The organism is Methylomonas sp. EFPC1 (assembly GCF_016925515.1).
GTDB classification, from domain to species: domain Bacteria; phylum Pseudomonadota; class Gammaproteobacteria; order Methylococcales; family Methylomonadaceae; genus Methylomonas; species Methylomonas defluvii.
Window position 1 is genome coordinate 2,369,082 of the sequence record NZ_CP070494.1, and the last position, 13,800, is coordinate 2,382,881.

A 13,800-nucleotide genomic window follows, 5' to 3' on the forward strand; every position below is an offset into this window, starting at 1 on the left:
TCTTTAACTATGCGTTGTCCGTTTTGCTCAGCACAAGATACTCGGGTAATCGATACCCGCTTGGCCGACGATGGCGATCAAGTCAAACGCCGCCGGGAATGCGTGGCCTGCAAAGAGCGGTTTACCACCTTTGAAGTGGTTGAATTGACCCTGCCGCGCATCATCAAACGCAACGGTGCCCGGCAAAGCTTCGACGAAGCCAAACTGCGGGCTGGTATGCAGCGAGCCCTGGAAAAACGCCCGGTCCAAGTAGACGCCGTCGAGGCCGCACTGAGCCGGATCAAGAAAGCCCTGACGGCAAAAGGCGAGCGCGAGATTCCGGCTCGCGAATTGGGTGAATTGGTGATGCAAGAATTGCAAACACTCGATCATGTCGCTTTCGTGCGTTTCGCCTCCGTGTATCGCAGCTTCCAGGATGTCTCCGAATTCACCGCGATGATCGAAAATCTGCAAAAGCATGACGCCTAGCCAAGACGCGGCCTATATGGCGCGAGCCGTCAAATTGGCGCAGAACGGTAAATACACGACTGACCCCAATCCGCATGTGGGCTGCGTGTTGGTCAAGGACGAAAAGGTGATTGCCGAGGGTTGGACACAACGCGCCGGGTTTGCCCATGCCGAAGTCGATGCGCTGGCCAAAACAGACAACGCACGAGGCTCGACAGCTTATGTGACGTTGGAGCCTTGCAGCCATCATGGTAAAACCGGCCCGTGCTGCGAGGCATTAATCGCTGCCGGCATCAGCCGAGTCGTCGTGGCGATGCAGGACCCCAATCCCTTGGTGGCTGGCCGCGGTTTGCAGAAACTCCGCGAAGCCGGCATTGAGGTGCTGGTCGGCGTCTTGCAGCAAGAAGCGGAAACGCTAAACCAAGGCTTTTTTAAACGTATGCGGCAGGGTTTGCCGTGGATACGCAGCAAGCTGGCCATGAGCTTGGACGGCCGTACGGCGCTGACATCCGGCGAGAGTCAATGGATTACGTCCGCCCACGCCAGGCAAGACGTGCAGATCTGGCGGGCGGCCAGCAGCGCGATTGTCACCGGCATCGATACGGTGCTGTACGACGATCCCCGACTGAGTGCGCGTGTGGATTTCGATGCGTTGCAGCCGGTCAAAGTGGTGCTGGATTCGCAATTACGTATGCCTTTATCCGCCAGGCTGTTGGACAATGCGGAAGACGTCTGGATCATGACCTGTAGCGACGACGCGCTAAAACAGCAGAAATTACGCGATGTGGGCTGCAAAGTCTTTCAAGTCGATGCGCGGAATGGGCGTGCAGACTTGGCGCAGATTTTTAAATTGCTGGCCGAGTTACAAATCAACACGGTTTGGGTGGAGGCAGGTGCCACGCTGAACGGTGCGCTGCTCGATAGCGGACTGGTCGATGAATGGTTGATTTACATGGCGCCCTGTGTGCTGGGAGATCAAGCGCGCGGCTTGTTTAGTCTGTCGGGCATGCTGACCATGCAGGATAAAAAAACACTGCGCCTGATCGAAGCCCGGCAAATTGGACCGGATTTGAGATTGCGTTATCAAGCAAAAACTGATTGAAACGATGAAAAGTATTGTTGTAATGACATTGTTAATTAGCCTGCTGCCTGCTTGGGCGACGGCTGATGAGGACGATAAACCGGAAACCAGCACCTTGCAGATTCAAGGCGGCAAAGTGATCGGCGAAAAGCACGAAATCGAAGTCTACGATTATCATAGCGGCACCTATCAAACCTTTGATGTTTATCGTAAGCCGGCCAAGTCGCCAAATAAAGACACGGCCCCCCAAACCCCAAAGCCATCCACCGAGACCGCTCCGCGCTGATCGTAACGGACATTTTTACTTTTTTGAGTGATAACCATGTTTACCGGGATTATTTTAGCCATCGGCAAAATCAAGGCCATCCAGCCTAAAGGCGGCGATTGCCGGTTGATTATCGATACCGGCAAGCTGTCGCTGCGCGAATGCGCGTTGGGCGACAGCATCGCGGTAAATGGTGTTTGCCTGACCGCCGTGGAGTTGGGCGAACATTATTTTTGCGCCGACGTTTCCAATGAGACCTTGTCGCGTACCACTTTAAAGACCGCAAGTACCGGTACGCCGGTGAATCTGGAGTTGGCGATGACACCTTCCAGTCGGTTGGGCGGGCATATTGTCAGTGGTCATGTCGATGGTATTGGTAAAGTGGTCGAGAAACAGGCCGATGGCCGCTCGATTCGCTTCAAATTCAAGGCGCCGGATTCGCTGGCCAAATACATCGCCGAAAAAGGCTCGATTTGCATTAACGGCATCAGCCTGACTGTCAACACAGTTGATGGCGCTTATTTTTCCGTGAATATCGTGCCGCATACCTTACAAGAAACCACCTTGGGTCAAACCGAAGCCGGCAGCGAGGTAAATCTGGAAGTCGATTTGCTGGCCCGCTACTTGGAACGTCTGATGCAAGGGGAAGCCGCTGCTTACAGTCAAGGCGGCGTCACCGAGGCCTTATTACAAAACGCAGGCTTTATTAAATGAATAGCATAGAAGAAATCATCGACGATCTGCGCCAAGGCAAAATGGTCATCATCATGGACGATGAAGACCGGGAAAACGAAGGCGATTTGTTGATGGCGGCGGCCTTTGCCCGGCCGGAAGATATTAATTTTATGGCTAAATACGGCCGCGGCCTGATTTGTCTGACCTTGACCCGCGAACGCTGTCAACAGTTGCGTTTACCTTTGATGGTCAGCGACAACAATACGCCGTACACCACCAATTTCACGGTGTCGATTGAAGCGGCTACAGGCGTGACCACCGGTATTTCCGCCGCCGACCGCGCGTTGACCGTGCAGGCGGCGGTAGCAAAAAACGCCCAGCCGAGTGATCTGGTGCAACCGGGGCATATTTTCCCGTTGATGGCACAAGCCGGCGGCGTGTTGAACCGGGCTGGCCATACGGAAGCGGGCTGCGATCTGGCCCGGTTAGCCGGTGTTGAGCCGGCGGCAGTGATTGTGGAAATTCTGAACGACGACGGTTCGATGGCACGGCGGCCGGATTTGGAAGTCTTCGCCGAACAGCACAATCTGAAAATCGGCACGATTGCCGATTTGATTCACTACCGTATCAAACACGAAAACACCCTGGAGCGGATCAGCGAATGCGTTTATCCCACCGAATTCGGCGATTTCAGATTGTATGCCTACCAGGATTGTAACGACGACAATGTGCACCTAGCCTTAGTGATGGGCGATGTGGCCGGCGACGAACCGGTGCTGGTGCGGGTCCACGCCCGTAACTTGATAGACGATTTATTGTTTTCCAAACGCAGCGATTGCAGTTTGCCGGTGCGGGAAGCCTTGAAAAATATCGCCGAAGCCGGGCGCGGGGTTTTGGTGATCATTCGCCAAAAAGAAAACAACAAGGATTTGGTGGAACTGATACATGCCTATCAAATGCAGGATCATGGCGTCAAAAACAGTCAGGATTTAAGTGCAGATTCGGATTGGCGCACCACGGGAGCCGGCTCACGCATCTTGTCGGATTTGGGCGTGCGGCGCCTGAAGGTGATGGGGGCTCAGAAAAAATACATCGGTCTGTCCGGCTTCGATTTGGAAGTCGTCGAACATATCGATTCAACGCATTAAGGCTGGGTCGATTCATTCGACTCGTTTTACAGCATTTTAATCATTCAACAACAGGTAAACACATGGCAGCAGTCACTACTCTGGAAGGCAACTTTTCCGCGCAAGGCGGCAAGTTTTGCCTGGTTTCTTCACGCTTCAACAGCTTTATCGTCGAACAATTGGAAGGTGGTGCGATTGATGCTTTGGTTCGTCATGGCGCGGATAAAAACGACATTACCCTGGTAAAAGCGCCGGGCGCTTTCGAGTTGCCGATGGTGGTGCAACGTATTGCGGCGACCAAAAAATACGATGCGATTATCGCTTTGGGTGCAGTCATTCGCGGCGGTACACCGCATTTTGAATATGTAGCAGGCGAATGCGTGAAAGGTATCGCTCAAGTGGCCTTGCAATACGATGTGCCGGTGGCATTTGGGGTATTAACCGTGGACAGCATCGAACAGGCTATCGAACGTGCCGGCACTAAAGCGGGAAACAAGGGCGCGGAAGCTGCCTTGTCGGCGATCGAAATGGTCAGTCTGTTCAACAACCTGGGTCGTTAATGAGTCAAGCAAAAACCAACGCTAGAAAGTGCGCGGTACAGGCGCTGTATCAATGGCAAATGTCCGGCGAGAGCCTGATCCGTATCGAAACGTATTTTCTGGAAGAAGAGCATCTGAAAGGCGCGCAAAAAACCTATTTCAGCGAATTGTTTCATGGCGTACCGAAACAATTGGCTGTGATCGACGCGGCCCTGGCCGAATTTGTCGATAGGCCGGTGGAAAAAATCGATCCGGTGGAGCGGGCGATTCTGCGCATCGGCGCTTACGAACTGATGAACCGCTTGGAAACGCCGTATAAAGTCATCATCAACGAAGGCGTCAATCTGGCTAAGGATTTCGGCGCCGACGGCAGTCATAAATACGTCAACGGCATTCTAGATAAAGTCGCACAGAAACAGCGTGCCGTCGAGATTGCCGCCAAGCAGGCGAAATCTCAAAACTGATGGCAGTCGCCGAGTTCGATCTGATCCGCCGCTATTTTGCGGTGCATGCTCCTAGGCATCCGTTCAATCAATTGGGCATAGGCGATGACTGCGCGTTACTGAACCTGCCGGCCAGCCATCAATTGGCGGTCACCGCCGATACGATGGTCGAGAATGTGCATTTCTTTGCCGATGCCGATCCTGAATTGCTGGGGCATAAATTACTGGCGGTGAATCTTAGTGACTTGGCGGCCATGGGTGCCGAGCCATTCGCGGTTACCTTGGCTTTGACTTTGCCTAAAGTCGATGAAACCTGGCTGGAAGCGTTCTCACGAGGTTTTGTCAATCTGGCTCGTCAGCACAATGTCGACCTGATTGGCGGCGATACGACGTCCGGACCGTTGACTTTGACGGTGCAGGCGATGGGCGCGGTGCCGCAAGGTAGGGCGCTATTGCGTTCCGGTGCCCAGGCTGGCGATTTGGTATACGTTACCGGTCAGCTTGGTAATGCCGGCTTGGGGTTAAAAATTAAACAGGGTTATGTCTGCGCAGATCCGGAGTTGGCTTTGCGTTGCTTTAATCAGCCACAACCGCGAGTCTCGGAAGGTTTGGCGCTGCGCGGTATCGCTAATGCCTGTATCGATATTTCTGACGGATTAGCTGCCGATTTGGGACACATTTTGCAACAAAGCGGCGTCGGCGCGTGTTTGCAATGGGACAACTTGCCGCTATCCGCTTCAGTGGCAGAGTTCATCAATCACAGCGGCGATTGGCGTATGCCCTTGATTGCCGGAGACGATTACGAATTGTGTTTTACGGTGCCGGCAGATTGTTCTCAACCATTACCGGGGGCTACTTGCGTGGGGATTATCGAAGCCGAGCCGGGTTTGCGGATGCGTAAGGCTGGGCGCGTGGAGGCATTCGAGGTGAAGGGTTTTGAGCATTTTTCTTAGAGAGCATTACGGCAACGCACGTTTGACTGCGTTACAAATCGTCAAAGATCCCACCTTGTTTTTGGCGTTTGGTTTCGGTTCTGGGTTGGCTAAGAAAATGCCCGGTACTATGGGTACGCTCGCCGCCATTCCGCTATACCTTGCTTTACTGCAAACCAATGAGTGGATTTATCTGTCGGTTACGCTGATCAGCGTTTGCATCGGCATCTGGATTTGTGGTCAAGCGGCTAAAAAATTGGAAGTCCATGACTTCGGCGGTATTGTTTGGGATGAAGTCGCCGGATTTTTGATTACGATGACCGGCGTAACCTATTCCTGGCAGAGTCTATTGGCCGGTTTTGTGCTGTTCCGCTTGTTCGACATCGTCAAGCCTTGGCCGATCAAATGGCTTGATAAACACGTGCATGGTGGTTTCGGCATTATGCTGGACGACGTGGTGGCAGGGGTTTTTGCCGGCTTGATTATGCACTTCTGGTTTGATTTTCCGGCGAACTGAGTGAGCGTTGTTTTCGTTCAACAAGCCAGTGGTTTTGGGGCATTGTTCTCATTTGACCCATGATAATTCATGCGACTAAAATCCATGCCGGTTTGGGGGATTAGTTGCGTGCAGCGAATGCCGCAAATATTAAGCTTCAAACCTAATAACTATACAAACACTTAGGAGGACTTTTTATGAATACAAGAGGGCTATTCGCTGCTTCACTTGTGATGCTGGTCAGCGCTGGCGCGGCAATTGCCGATAAAGATAACAATAAAGGGGTGGGGCAGGCCTGTAGGGGCTTGCCGAATCACGCCACATTGAAAGCAGCACTTGACGACGCAGTGAGTGCAGAAGAAAGCGGGCTTAATTTGCATATGTGGGCCACTTTAGTCAATCGTGACGGCGTGGTTTGTGCCGTAGCGTTTTCCGGCACCCATCGGGGTGCACAGTGGCCGGCCAGTCGAGTTATCTCGGCGCAAAAAGCCAATACCGCCAATTCGCTGAGTCTCGATTCTTCCTCAGATTTCGCGGGTTCTGGCAAACCTAATGGTTTGGCGTTATCGACAGCGAATTTATATTCAGCCGTGCAACCTGGTGGTAGTTTGTTCGGACTTCAAGAGAGCAATCCCGTTGAAACGGGCGCTGCTTACGGCGGAAACCCAGGCTTAAACGGTACTCCTCAAGATCCTATGGTAGGTTCGAAAATTGGTGGTGTTAATGTATTCGGTGGTGGCCTGGGCTTGTACTCAGTCGGAAAAACGCTGGTCGGTGGCGTCGGTTTAAGCGGCGACACCTCTTGTGCCGATCATAATATCGCTTGGAGAGTCAGACATAATCTGGGGCTTGACCACATTGTCGGCGTCGGGGGAGTGAGTGGCGACGCACAGCGTCCTGATAATATCATTTACGACATTGCCGCCAATCCGAACGGAGGTACCGGAATTAGCGCAGGAGGTTTCGGCCATCCCACTTGTTTAAATACCGATCTGAATACAGCGGATTTGCCTGCCGGCCAACCTTAATCATCCGCTTTAAAAGCAACGGCAAGCAGATAAGGAACTTATCTGGTGACATTATTTAACAAATAGCATGTTTATTGCTTGCTAAATAATTTAAGGTCTGTATAATAAGCCAAATCAATCGCGGGGTGGAGCAGCTTGGTAGCTCGTCGGGCTCATAACCCGAAGGTCGTAGGTTCAAATCCTGCCCCCGCTACCAGACAAATCGAAGGCTTAGGTTTAACGACCTAGGCCTTTTTTGTTGCCTGTAAGTTTCTGGTAAGCAGATAGTAAGCGAATTTATGGAATACAAATCAGCGCCATTTGCTTTTCCCCACGCCTAACATCGAGAGTTGCATGAGCGAATTTAAAGGCGGCTGCATGTGCGGAGGGGGTTCAATACGCAGTGAAATCCGAGCCGCGTTTGTCTTTTTTATGCCAATACAGGCAGTGTTAACGAATCACCGGCACAGGCCATTCGGCCGAATTTGTTGCATCGGCAAAAGACACAATACGAATGGGTGCGCCGAAATTTAGTGATCCTGATCAACAAGCCCAGCGCGCTTTTTCGGTCAATCTGACGGACGGCGCGAATGCCTGATAAAAATCGACCGGAAACCAATCCTTACATCAGGAAGTTTCTGAAAAAATCCGCGTGGCAGCCTAGTGAGTTAGCGGTCTTTGCTGGAAAAATTGACTATCCAACTTGTCGTCCTTTAGATAGACAAATCATCCGTTGCATCATGTGGATAACTAGCGGCCCCACTAATCCCAATCTTGTGATTGAGTTTAACGATTGGGAGAAGGGAGGTGATGGAAAACGGACGAATCACAACACCAAATTTCGCCCCGAAAACCACGAAATTCGCGGGATTCAGGCTAAAAACAAAAAATCTTGAATTCCGGACAGTTTAGGGATGAAAGTGCGGAAATATCCCGATGAATATCAGAAAAATAGCCCCAACAGTTGCGGAATAAATACCGTTTAAACGCCATTTATTCCGTCATCGAACGCGTTGTAAAACACGCAATAAATGATCAGCAGTCACATTCTCGACCAAGTTTTTATCGCTATCAGGAAAGCCGACCAGCTCCCGTTTTGGCAACCCAGGATGATTAACCCGTTTGGTGATAATGCCGGCGAACGACAGCGCTTTTTTATCCTTTGGAAGGATCGTATAAGGATCGGTTCCGCCATGATGCCACCCAGCCAACTTTGCATCTCTGGCGCCATCAAACCCCAAAACTAGCGTATCGCTCGAAACTTGATAATTGAAACTAGCCAGCATCCTACCAGAGTCCTTCAAAACACCGCCCCGTTTTGAGCGGATTTTTCTGGCTGCTTCGATGCTTAAAGATTTAGATTTTCGGAATGATTCATCCTGATTTTTCCAAACAGCGCTGCCCAAAGTCAAAGGCGACAACGCCTTCCAATCCTTACCCTCTGGATCAACTCCTGCCTCATGCCGCCGCCTATTCACCCGTAACAACGATTCGCCGATGCTGCCAAGCATCTCTTCAGGTGTTGCAATTTCCCGGCGGATTGCCTCCATCATCCGATCTAAATGACTGGCCTCAAACTCTATCTCAAATTGCATAATCCACCGCCGCCTATATAATAAAGGTGTGAATCGGTCAGACTGCGCCTCGCGCGCTACTGCACAGTATCCGATCCATAAACGCGACCCTTAAAAGGTCGCGTTTTTTATTTCTTGAAGACCATCCTGCCGGCCCGCTGCCGATCAAAGTAACCCTCGCGCGCCTTTTCCGATTTTTGCGACCCCATAAACACCGTCGAGCCAGTCCAACCCGTCTGTCCCCACTCGAAAACCGCATACGCAAATTCATTTTTGCCGTCAATTTCCAAAGCCCGCAAATACCGACGTTTTAACCGCCAACGACCTTTTTCTTTGGTATCCTGTACCCAAACCCACCAGATTTCATCCGGTTCGATCAGCGTCATCGCCAACAAATTGAGATATTGCAGCCGGTGTTCTTTATCTGAATCAGCCAGCCACTTAAAATCGCCTTTACCATCCTCAAATAAAGCCTTGGTAATCGCCAGCGTACTGCCCGCCGCATCGGTAAACGCCGCGCCTTGCTCCAAGGTAGCGCCGAAAATATCCAAAAACTCAGTCACCGCCGCTGCCGGGGCGATATCGGCTGGCAACAAAATATTCGATGAAACCTTGGTCGGTTTCGGCATGTCCGGTACTTTAAACCCAGTCGGCCATGGCTTATCGCGCTGCTTCAATACAGCGTCGTAACCCGTCAACGGCGGCACAGTCAACGGTTCCAGATAGGCTTTACCCGGATTGTACGCAAACCCCGGATCGATCCCTTTCGGCACCCGCACCGTGCGCGGATTGCTGCCTTTAGCGCCAACGACCTTATCTTCCCACTCGATAGGCGGCGCGGCATCTGGCCCGGATTTACCTTTGGCCTGCCATGCCTGTTCCGCTTCGTAATTGGACAGTGAATTGACGCGACACCGACAGCCCCAACCGTTCTGTGGCATATGCGTATCCCACCAAACATCGTCTGCCGATAAAATCAAACCATCCCAGGCTTTATGCTCCAGGCGCGGATGCTCGATTGAGGTGTGGTCATATTCCCAATAAGGCCGCAAATGCTTGACCGCCACCATTTGTTGATAGCGCCCAGCGTTATAAGACTGGTTAATATTGGTATCGTAGATAATCTTGCTACGCCAACCCGCAGAACCGTTGTAACTCCAGCCGTGCTTGCCAACGATCTCATCAAACCGCTGCCGAAAATCCTCATAACCATCGCCGTTTTGTTTGGCGTCGAACAGCGCATTATAAAAATCCTCCACCAGCGCATCCTGCGCGGCGCCGGCCACCACAAACGCGTGGCTATGCTGCTCCTGCCAAATATCGGTCCAGCCGGATGTCGGCAGCTTGATTTTGTTCTTAAAAAAATCAATCGCCTGGCTAAACGGCAATTTAGCGGGCGTATCGCTCAAAACACCATCTCCCAATACACCAAATTGCCATCTTCACGGATGGGCCGACCGGGAAACGGCGGTTTGTGACCTTTTGCACGCCAGCAATACAAGCGCCTGACGCTATAGCCCCCAATCAATTGGCGCTTCAATTCGCGCAAATCGGCACGGGTGATCGGCGCTTCGGGAAACGCCAGGTCGCCACCCATCTGCACTTCGCCACGGCCGATAAAATCTAGCGTGGTAATTAAATTAAACGGGTCGGCGTTTTCAAACGATTTGCCATCCTCAAACCGGCGCACGGTCGCTTGCTTAATCTCAATATGCACATTGCTCATCGACCACCGCCAATTTCATCGCGCCCCGCCAAATGCGCCGCCGCCATCCCCAACTGCAACGATTCCGCCCAGGCGGAACCGCTTAAATTCAGCGCCTCAATCCCGGCAATCGCCTCATCAAACGAACCGGCCGTTGCCACCACCGCCGCAATCTGTTGAATCGCCGCCTCTTCGTGCGGCATGCACAGTGCTGCAAGTTGTTGGCTGTAATTGCCGACGATATCGCCGGACGCCTGTTGCTTTGCCAGTGCAGCCAGCCGCGTCAAGGCCGCATTGGCCGGTGATGGTGCCGCCGGTTTGCCGGATGCCGTTAAAATCTTCGCATCCTTACCGGCCTTCGGGATTTGCAAGGCCTTATGCGCCCAATCCACTTCAATCTCCATCCCCATCGCCGCTGCTAAATCCAACACTTCCGCCATTGCCTTTTGATCCACCTCGTCGGCGGTGTCGTAGCGGAATTCTGGCGCGCGGTCTTTGTCAAACATGCCATTCAACAGCACAATAGGACGGATAATATCGCGGTTAACGGTCGGTTGAATCTGTTGGACGTCGTGCAGCATGATCTCCCGCCGTACTTTGTCATGCACTTTGCCCAGCGCATTGGTCGACGTTTTACCGTCCGCCTGGCTGGTCAACGTACCGCCTAAGATCGCCATCGACTGCTTGCGCTCCCAATACTGGATCGCGTTTAAAAAATCGGTGACGTTGCCGGTTGATGTTTGCGTGACAAAATCAATCGTCATCGTGCTGGGCACGATGCCGGCGCCGTCGTTGCCGATATTGCGCACGGCCTTCAGCAGCTGGTCGCGTTCGGCCTTACCGATGCCGCTCGGATATTTACCCAGGCGTAGCGGCATGCCGTACACCTCTAGAAACCGCTGCATGTCGCGCACGTTGTAAGCCTTGTACGCATAAGTCCACGCCAACACCCGGAACAGCGCCGCTTGCTCAATGTAGCCACTCTTAGCCCGGTGCTCATGAATGACCCACCCCCACTGCCGCAGTGACTCCGGTATGCCGTTTTTTCGATACATCAGCTCGCCGGTTTTAAGTTCGATCTGAAACTCGCGCTGCGGTATCCAGTGCAAGGCTTCCGGCACCCATTCCGCGCCGGTGCGCCACTGGATCTCTTGAGCGGCCAACCCTTTACCAATCGCGTCCGTTAAATCGAATAAGATGTCAGAAAAGCTTTGGTATTTTCGCTGCGCGGCATCGTCAACTCCTTTGATCTGACACAGCATGTCCTTTAATTCCTGGGTGCGGTCGATCTCGGCTTGGGTCGCATCGTCCTTTGGATGCAAATCCCAATCTAACCCGGTCACAGCCCGGCGCCGCTTGGCAAGTTCCGCGAAAATATGCGGGTCTTGTTCTTCCACCAGTTCGAACAACGTCGCTTGATCGGTGATATAGCCCTGGTCGGCTTGAGCGAACGCCGATGCTAACCGGGTCGGGTCCAGTGTGTTGACGCTCATGTAATTGAGCGACGTGCTTTGCGTGGATCGCGCGCCGGCTTGCAGCTTTTCCAGGCCTTTTTTGCTGACCTGGGTGAGTTTGGCTAGGGCGGCTTTGGCTTGTTTAATCATGGTTTGGCTCCCATAGCTTCCGCTTTATCCCGTGTGATGATGTCCGTGCATCGTTGGTTTTTATATGCACACTCATCCGGCATGCCATCTTGAAAACTGCATCCGCAGTCAGCACATACCCACACGCATTCACCGCGAGCTGCTTGTATAGTCCATTCGCGCGTTGACTTGTTAAGGTCTTCAAGCGTTGCCTCATTTAACGGCCTAATCATCATCCCAATCCTCATCATCAGCACTGCGGCGGCTGGTAGATCGGCGGTTGCCGCGTCCACCGCCCGCCGAGGTATATTTAAATTCACCGCCAAACTGTTTGGCGATTTGCCACAGCATTTCCAATGCGTCCGGGCCGTCGTCGTGGTCCGCTTCCGGCCAGAACTTCAATTGCTCGATCAGCGTGGACTGGCTGCGGTGCAACCGAATCTGCTCGTTGTTAACGTAAGGCTGCAAGCCAATGATGCGCAGGTCTTTATCGGTATGCGGCACTACCGGAATGGCTGGAAATGCAATTCCCAACAGCGCCGCGCGCTTGATCAACTCGCTATGCAAAAACGCCTGGAACTGCACCGTTTCCACGGCCCATGCCAAACAGGCGTACTCCGCCTGAAGATCGATGGCCCTGCTGATGATCAAATCCGGTACGCGGCGGGCGATATCGGCTTCCACCACGTCCAGCACCATCTTTTTACGATCCAAACCGCCCACCAAAATGGCAGACGGGTCGCCTTTGACCGTGCCCTTTTTGCCTAGCGACGGGTCAATCGCACCGAAAAACACCCAATCAGATAGCCGATTGACCCAGAACTGAATATCTTTGAACGGCGCATTTTCATCGTTACCGGCCTCGTTTTGCTGTTCTTGAGCAAATGCGTCGTGATTGATCGCCCGCATGCACATCAAGCGGTACAGCGGTCGCACATCCGGCCAACTTACTTCAGCACCCGCATCCATCTCAGCTTTGTTAGCCTCATAAAATAAACGCGCATCGGCCTCGATTTGATCTTTGTCTTCGAGCGTTTCATCGACTACAGGCTTTGTATAGATCGATTCCCAGTGCTCCCACATATCCATCCGGTCCGGCCATATCAGAATCGACCGAAACACTTTCCGCCGCCATCCCGGCGCCCGGCTGACGCGATTGATCGCCGCGTCGTAATGCAAACTGGTACCCACCCAAAACACATCCATACCGCCGCCCGGTCCGGCCAAGCCCAGCACCGCGCTCAACACGTACTTCTGCACCTTGTCGCGCTGGCCTTTGTCTTTGACGTTCTCGTCGTTTTCCAAGTCGTCCAGGAAGATCAGGTCCGGCCGGTGCGGGCCGTGCTTCATGCCCCGGATTTTCTTGCCGGTACCGCCAATGCGAATCTTGATGTTGTTGGCGGTGATGGCCGTAGTGGCTTGCCACACTCGACCGCGACCGCAAGCGTCCGGAAAGTCCATTATCAACCGCGGATTGGTATCCAGCTCCGCTTTGATGCTTTCCAGCATCTCCGCCGCCTGTTCCTCGGTGTTCATGATGATGCCGATCATGTGCTTGCGGCCGGTGACGATGCACCACAGCGAACCCAGCTGGGTTTCGTAGGTGGATTTAGCCTCGCCGCGCGGCGCTTGATGTACTTCGCGGGCGTCTACTTTGCTATCGATGCAGGCCGGGAAACGCTCAAAGATAAACTGGTGAAAGGCGCTGAAATACGGCGTCGGTACGTAGTGCGGGAAATAGGTTTTGCAGAAATAGCCGTAATCGTGCCAGGCACGCTCGCGCCGTTCCTTACTCGCCTCAGGATCGGTCGCAAACGCCTCGCACTCCAGCTCGATCTGCTGGCGGATCTGCTCGCCAAGTACCGCCAGCTCTTTCTCGAACTCGCGCCAGTTGCGGACTTCTTGGATGTCTAGGGATTCAGGCAT

General features: G+C 52.9%; 16 protein-coding genes and 1 tRNA gene. 12 read left to right on the forward strand and 5 right to left on the reverse strand.

What is annotated here, in order from left to right; translation table 11 throughout:
- Window positions 1–9: 9 nt before the first annotated feature.
- The 12 genes from nrdR to JWZ98_RS11120 all read left to right on the forward strand — a co-directional run bounded on the left by nrdR (window position 10) and on the right by JWZ98_RS11120 (window position 7,908).
- Window positions 10–468, forward strand: coding sequence for a transcriptional regulator NrdR (nrdR, locus tag JWZ98_RS11065; protein ID WP_064037024.1), 459 nt, complete (start codon window positions 10–12; stop codon window positions 466–468).
- Window positions 458–1,549: a bifunctional diaminohydroxyphosphoribosylaminopyrimidine deaminase/5-amino-6-(5-phosphoribosylamino)uracil reductase RibD gene (gene ribD / locus JWZ98_RS11070; RefSeq protein WP_205454289.1), complete on the forward strand. Its 1,092-nt coding sequence runs from the start codon at window positions 458–460 to the stop codon at window positions 1,547–1,549. Before nrdR ends, ribD begins: the two co-directional genes overlap by 11 nt.
- 22 nt (window positions 1,550–1,571) lie before the next feature.
- Window positions 1,572–1,814: a hypothetical protein gene (locus JWZ98_RS11075; RefSeq protein ID WP_205454290.1), complete on the forward strand. Its 243-nt coding sequence runs from the start codon at window positions 1,572–1,574 to the stop codon at window positions 1,812–1,814.
- A 36-nt stretch (window positions 1,815–1,850) separates the two neighbouring features.
- Window positions 1,851–2,507 carry a riboflavin synthase gene (locus tag JWZ98_RS11080; protein WP_033158643.1) on the forward strand — a complete coding sequence of 219 codons (657 nt, stop codon included), beginning with the start codon at window positions 1,851–1,853 and terminating at the stop codon, window positions 2,505–2,507.
- Window positions 2,504–3,616, forward strand: a complete 1,113-nt coding sequence (gene ribBA, locus JWZ98_RS11085) for a bifunctional 3,4-dihydroxy-2-butanone-4-phosphate synthase/GTP cyclohydrolase II (protein ID WP_205454291.1) — start codon at window positions 2,504–2,506, stop codon at window positions 3,614–3,616. The genes JWZ98_RS11080 and ribBA overlap by 4 nt, the downstream gene beginning before the upstream one ends.
- Before the next feature lie 62 nt (window positions 3,617–3,678).
- Window positions 3,679–4,155, forward strand: coding sequence for a 6,7-dimethyl-8-ribityllumazine synthase (gene ribE, locus JWZ98_RS11090; protein ID WP_033158641.1), 477 nt, complete (start codon window positions 3,679–3,681; stop codon window positions 4,153–4,155).
- Window positions 4,155–4,598, forward strand: a complete 444-nt coding sequence (gene nusB, locus JWZ98_RS11095) for a transcription antitermination factor NusB (RefSeq protein WP_033158640.1) — start codon at window positions 4,155–4,157, stop codon at window positions 4,596–4,598. The genes ribE and nusB overlap by 1 nt, the downstream gene beginning before the upstream one ends.
- Window positions 4,598–5,530, forward strand: a complete 933-nt coding sequence (thiL, locus tag JWZ98_RS11100) for a thiamine-phosphate kinase (RefSeq protein ID WP_205454292.1) — start codon at window positions 4,598–4,600, stop codon at window positions 5,528–5,530. The genes nusB and thiL overlap by 1 nt, the downstream gene beginning before the upstream one ends.
- Window positions 5,514–6,026, forward strand: coding sequence for a phosphatidylglycerophosphatase A (locus tag JWZ98_RS11105; RefSeq protein WP_205454293.1), 513 nt, complete (start codon window positions 5,514–5,516; stop codon window positions 6,024–6,026). Before thiL ends, JWZ98_RS11105 begins: the two co-directional genes overlap by 17 nt.
- Window positions 6,027–6,202: 176 nt before the next feature.
- Window positions 6,203–7,033: a heme-binding protein gene (locus JWZ98_RS11110; RefSeq protein ID WP_205454294.1), complete on the forward strand. Its 831-nt coding sequence runs from the start codon at window positions 6,203–6,205 to the stop codon at window positions 7,031–7,033.
- A gap of 119 nt (window positions 7,034–7,152) precedes the next feature.
- Window positions 7,153–7,229 (forward strand) — tRNA-Met (locus JWZ98_RS11115).
- A gap of 373 nt (window positions 7,230–7,602) precedes the next feature.
- Entirely contained in the window at window positions 7,603–7,908 is a 306-nt protein-coding gene (locus JWZ98_RS11120; protein WP_205454295.1) for a flavodoxin domain-containing protein, read from the forward strand.
- Window positions 7,909–8,013: 105 nt separating this feature from the next.
- Here the strand turns inward: JWZ98_RS11120 and JWZ98_RS11125 are convergent, their stop codons facing one another.
- From JWZ98_RS11125 to terL, 5 genes are all read right to left on the reverse strand, one after another.
- Window positions 8,014–8,607 carry a phage virion morphogenesis protein gene (locus tag JWZ98_RS11125; RefSeq protein WP_205454296.1) on the reverse strand — a complete coding sequence of 198 codons (594 nt, stop codon included), beginning with the start codon at window positions 8,605–8,607 and terminating at the stop codon, window positions 8,014–8,016.
- Window positions 8,608–8,714: 107 nt separating this feature from the next.
- Window positions 8,715–9,995, reverse strand: a complete 1,281-nt coding sequence (locus JWZ98_RS11130; RefSeq protein ID WP_205454297.1) for a PBECR2 nuclease fold domain-containing protein — start codon at window positions 9,993–9,995, stop codon at window positions 8,715–8,717.
- Window positions 9,992–10,312 carry a hypothetical protein gene (locus JWZ98_RS11135; protein WP_205454298.1) on the reverse strand — a complete coding sequence of 107 codons (321 nt, stop codon included), beginning with the start codon at window positions 10,310–10,312 and terminating at the stop codon, window positions 9,992–9,994. Before JWZ98_RS11135 ends, JWZ98_RS11130 begins: the two co-directional genes overlap by 4 nt.
- Window positions 10,309–11,895, reverse strand: a complete 1,587-nt coding sequence (locus JWZ98_RS11140; RefSeq protein WP_205454299.1) for a DUF935 family protein — start codon at window positions 11,893–11,895, stop codon at window positions 10,309–10,311. The genes JWZ98_RS11135 and JWZ98_RS11140 overlap by 4 nt, the downstream gene beginning before the upstream one ends.
- A gap of 204 nt (window positions 11,896–12,099) precedes the next feature.
- Window positions 12,100–13,800, reverse strand: a complete 1,701-nt coding sequence (gene terL / locus JWZ98_RS11145; protein WP_205454300.1) for a phage terminase large subunit — start codon at window positions 13,798–13,800, stop codon at window positions 12,100–12,102.

Excerpts from the sequence above, each read along its gene's own strand:
- nrdR (WP_064037024.1), top strand. The coding sequence starts at position 10 with ATGCGTTGTCCGTTTTGCTCAGCACAAGATACTCGGGTAATCGATACC.
- ribD (WP_205454289.1), top strand. The coding sequence starts at position 458 with ATGACGCCTAGCCAAGACGCGGCCTATATGGCGCGAGCCGTCAAATTG.
- JWZ98_RS11075 (WP_205454290.1), top strand. The coding sequence starts at position 1,572 with ATGACATTGTTAATTAGCCTGCTGCCTGCTTGGGCGACGGCTGATGAG.
- JWZ98_RS11080 (WP_033158643.1), top strand. The coding sequence starts at position 1,851 with ATGTTTACCGGGATTATTTTAGCCATCGGCAAAATCAAGGCCATCCAG.
- ribBA (WP_205454291.1), top strand. The coding sequence starts at position 2,504 with ATGAATAGCATAGAAGAAATCATCGACGATCTGCGCCAAGGCAAAATG.
- ribE (WP_033158641.1), top strand. The coding sequence starts at position 3,679 with ATGGCAGCAGTCACTACTCTGGAAGGCAACTTTTCCGCGCAAGGCGGC.
- nusB (WP_033158640.1), top strand. The coding sequence starts at position 4,155 with ATGAGTCAAGCAAAAACCAACGCTAGAAAGTGCGCGGTACAGGCGCTG.
- thiL (WP_205454292.1), top strand. The coding sequence starts at position 4,598 with ATGGCAGTCGCCGAGTTCGATCTGATCCGCCGCTATTTTGCGGTGCAT.
- JWZ98_RS11110 (WP_205454294.1), top strand. The coding sequence starts at position 6,203 with ATGAATACAAGAGGGCTATTCGCTGCTTCACTTGTGATGCTGGTCAGC.
- JWZ98_RS11120 (WP_205454295.1), top strand. The coding sequence starts at position 7,603 with ATGCCTGATAAAAATCGACCGGAAACCAATCCTTACATCAGGAAGTTT.
- JWZ98_RS11125 (WP_205454296.1), bottom strand. The coding sequence starts at position 8,607 with ATGCAATTTGAGATAGAGTTTGAGGCCAGTCATTTAGATCGGATGATG.
- JWZ98_RS11135 (WP_205454298.1), bottom strand. The coding sequence starts at position 10,312 with ATGAGCAATGTGCATATTGAGATTAAGCAAGCGACCGTGCGCCGGTTT.
- JWZ98_RS11140 (WP_205454299.1), bottom strand. The coding sequence starts at position 11,895 with ATGATTAAACAAGCCAAAGCCGCCCTAGCCAAACTCACCCAGGTCAGC.
- terL (WP_205454300.1), bottom strand. The coding sequence starts at position 13,800 with ATGCCTGAATCCCTAGACATCCAAGAAGTCCGCAACTGGCGCGAGTTC.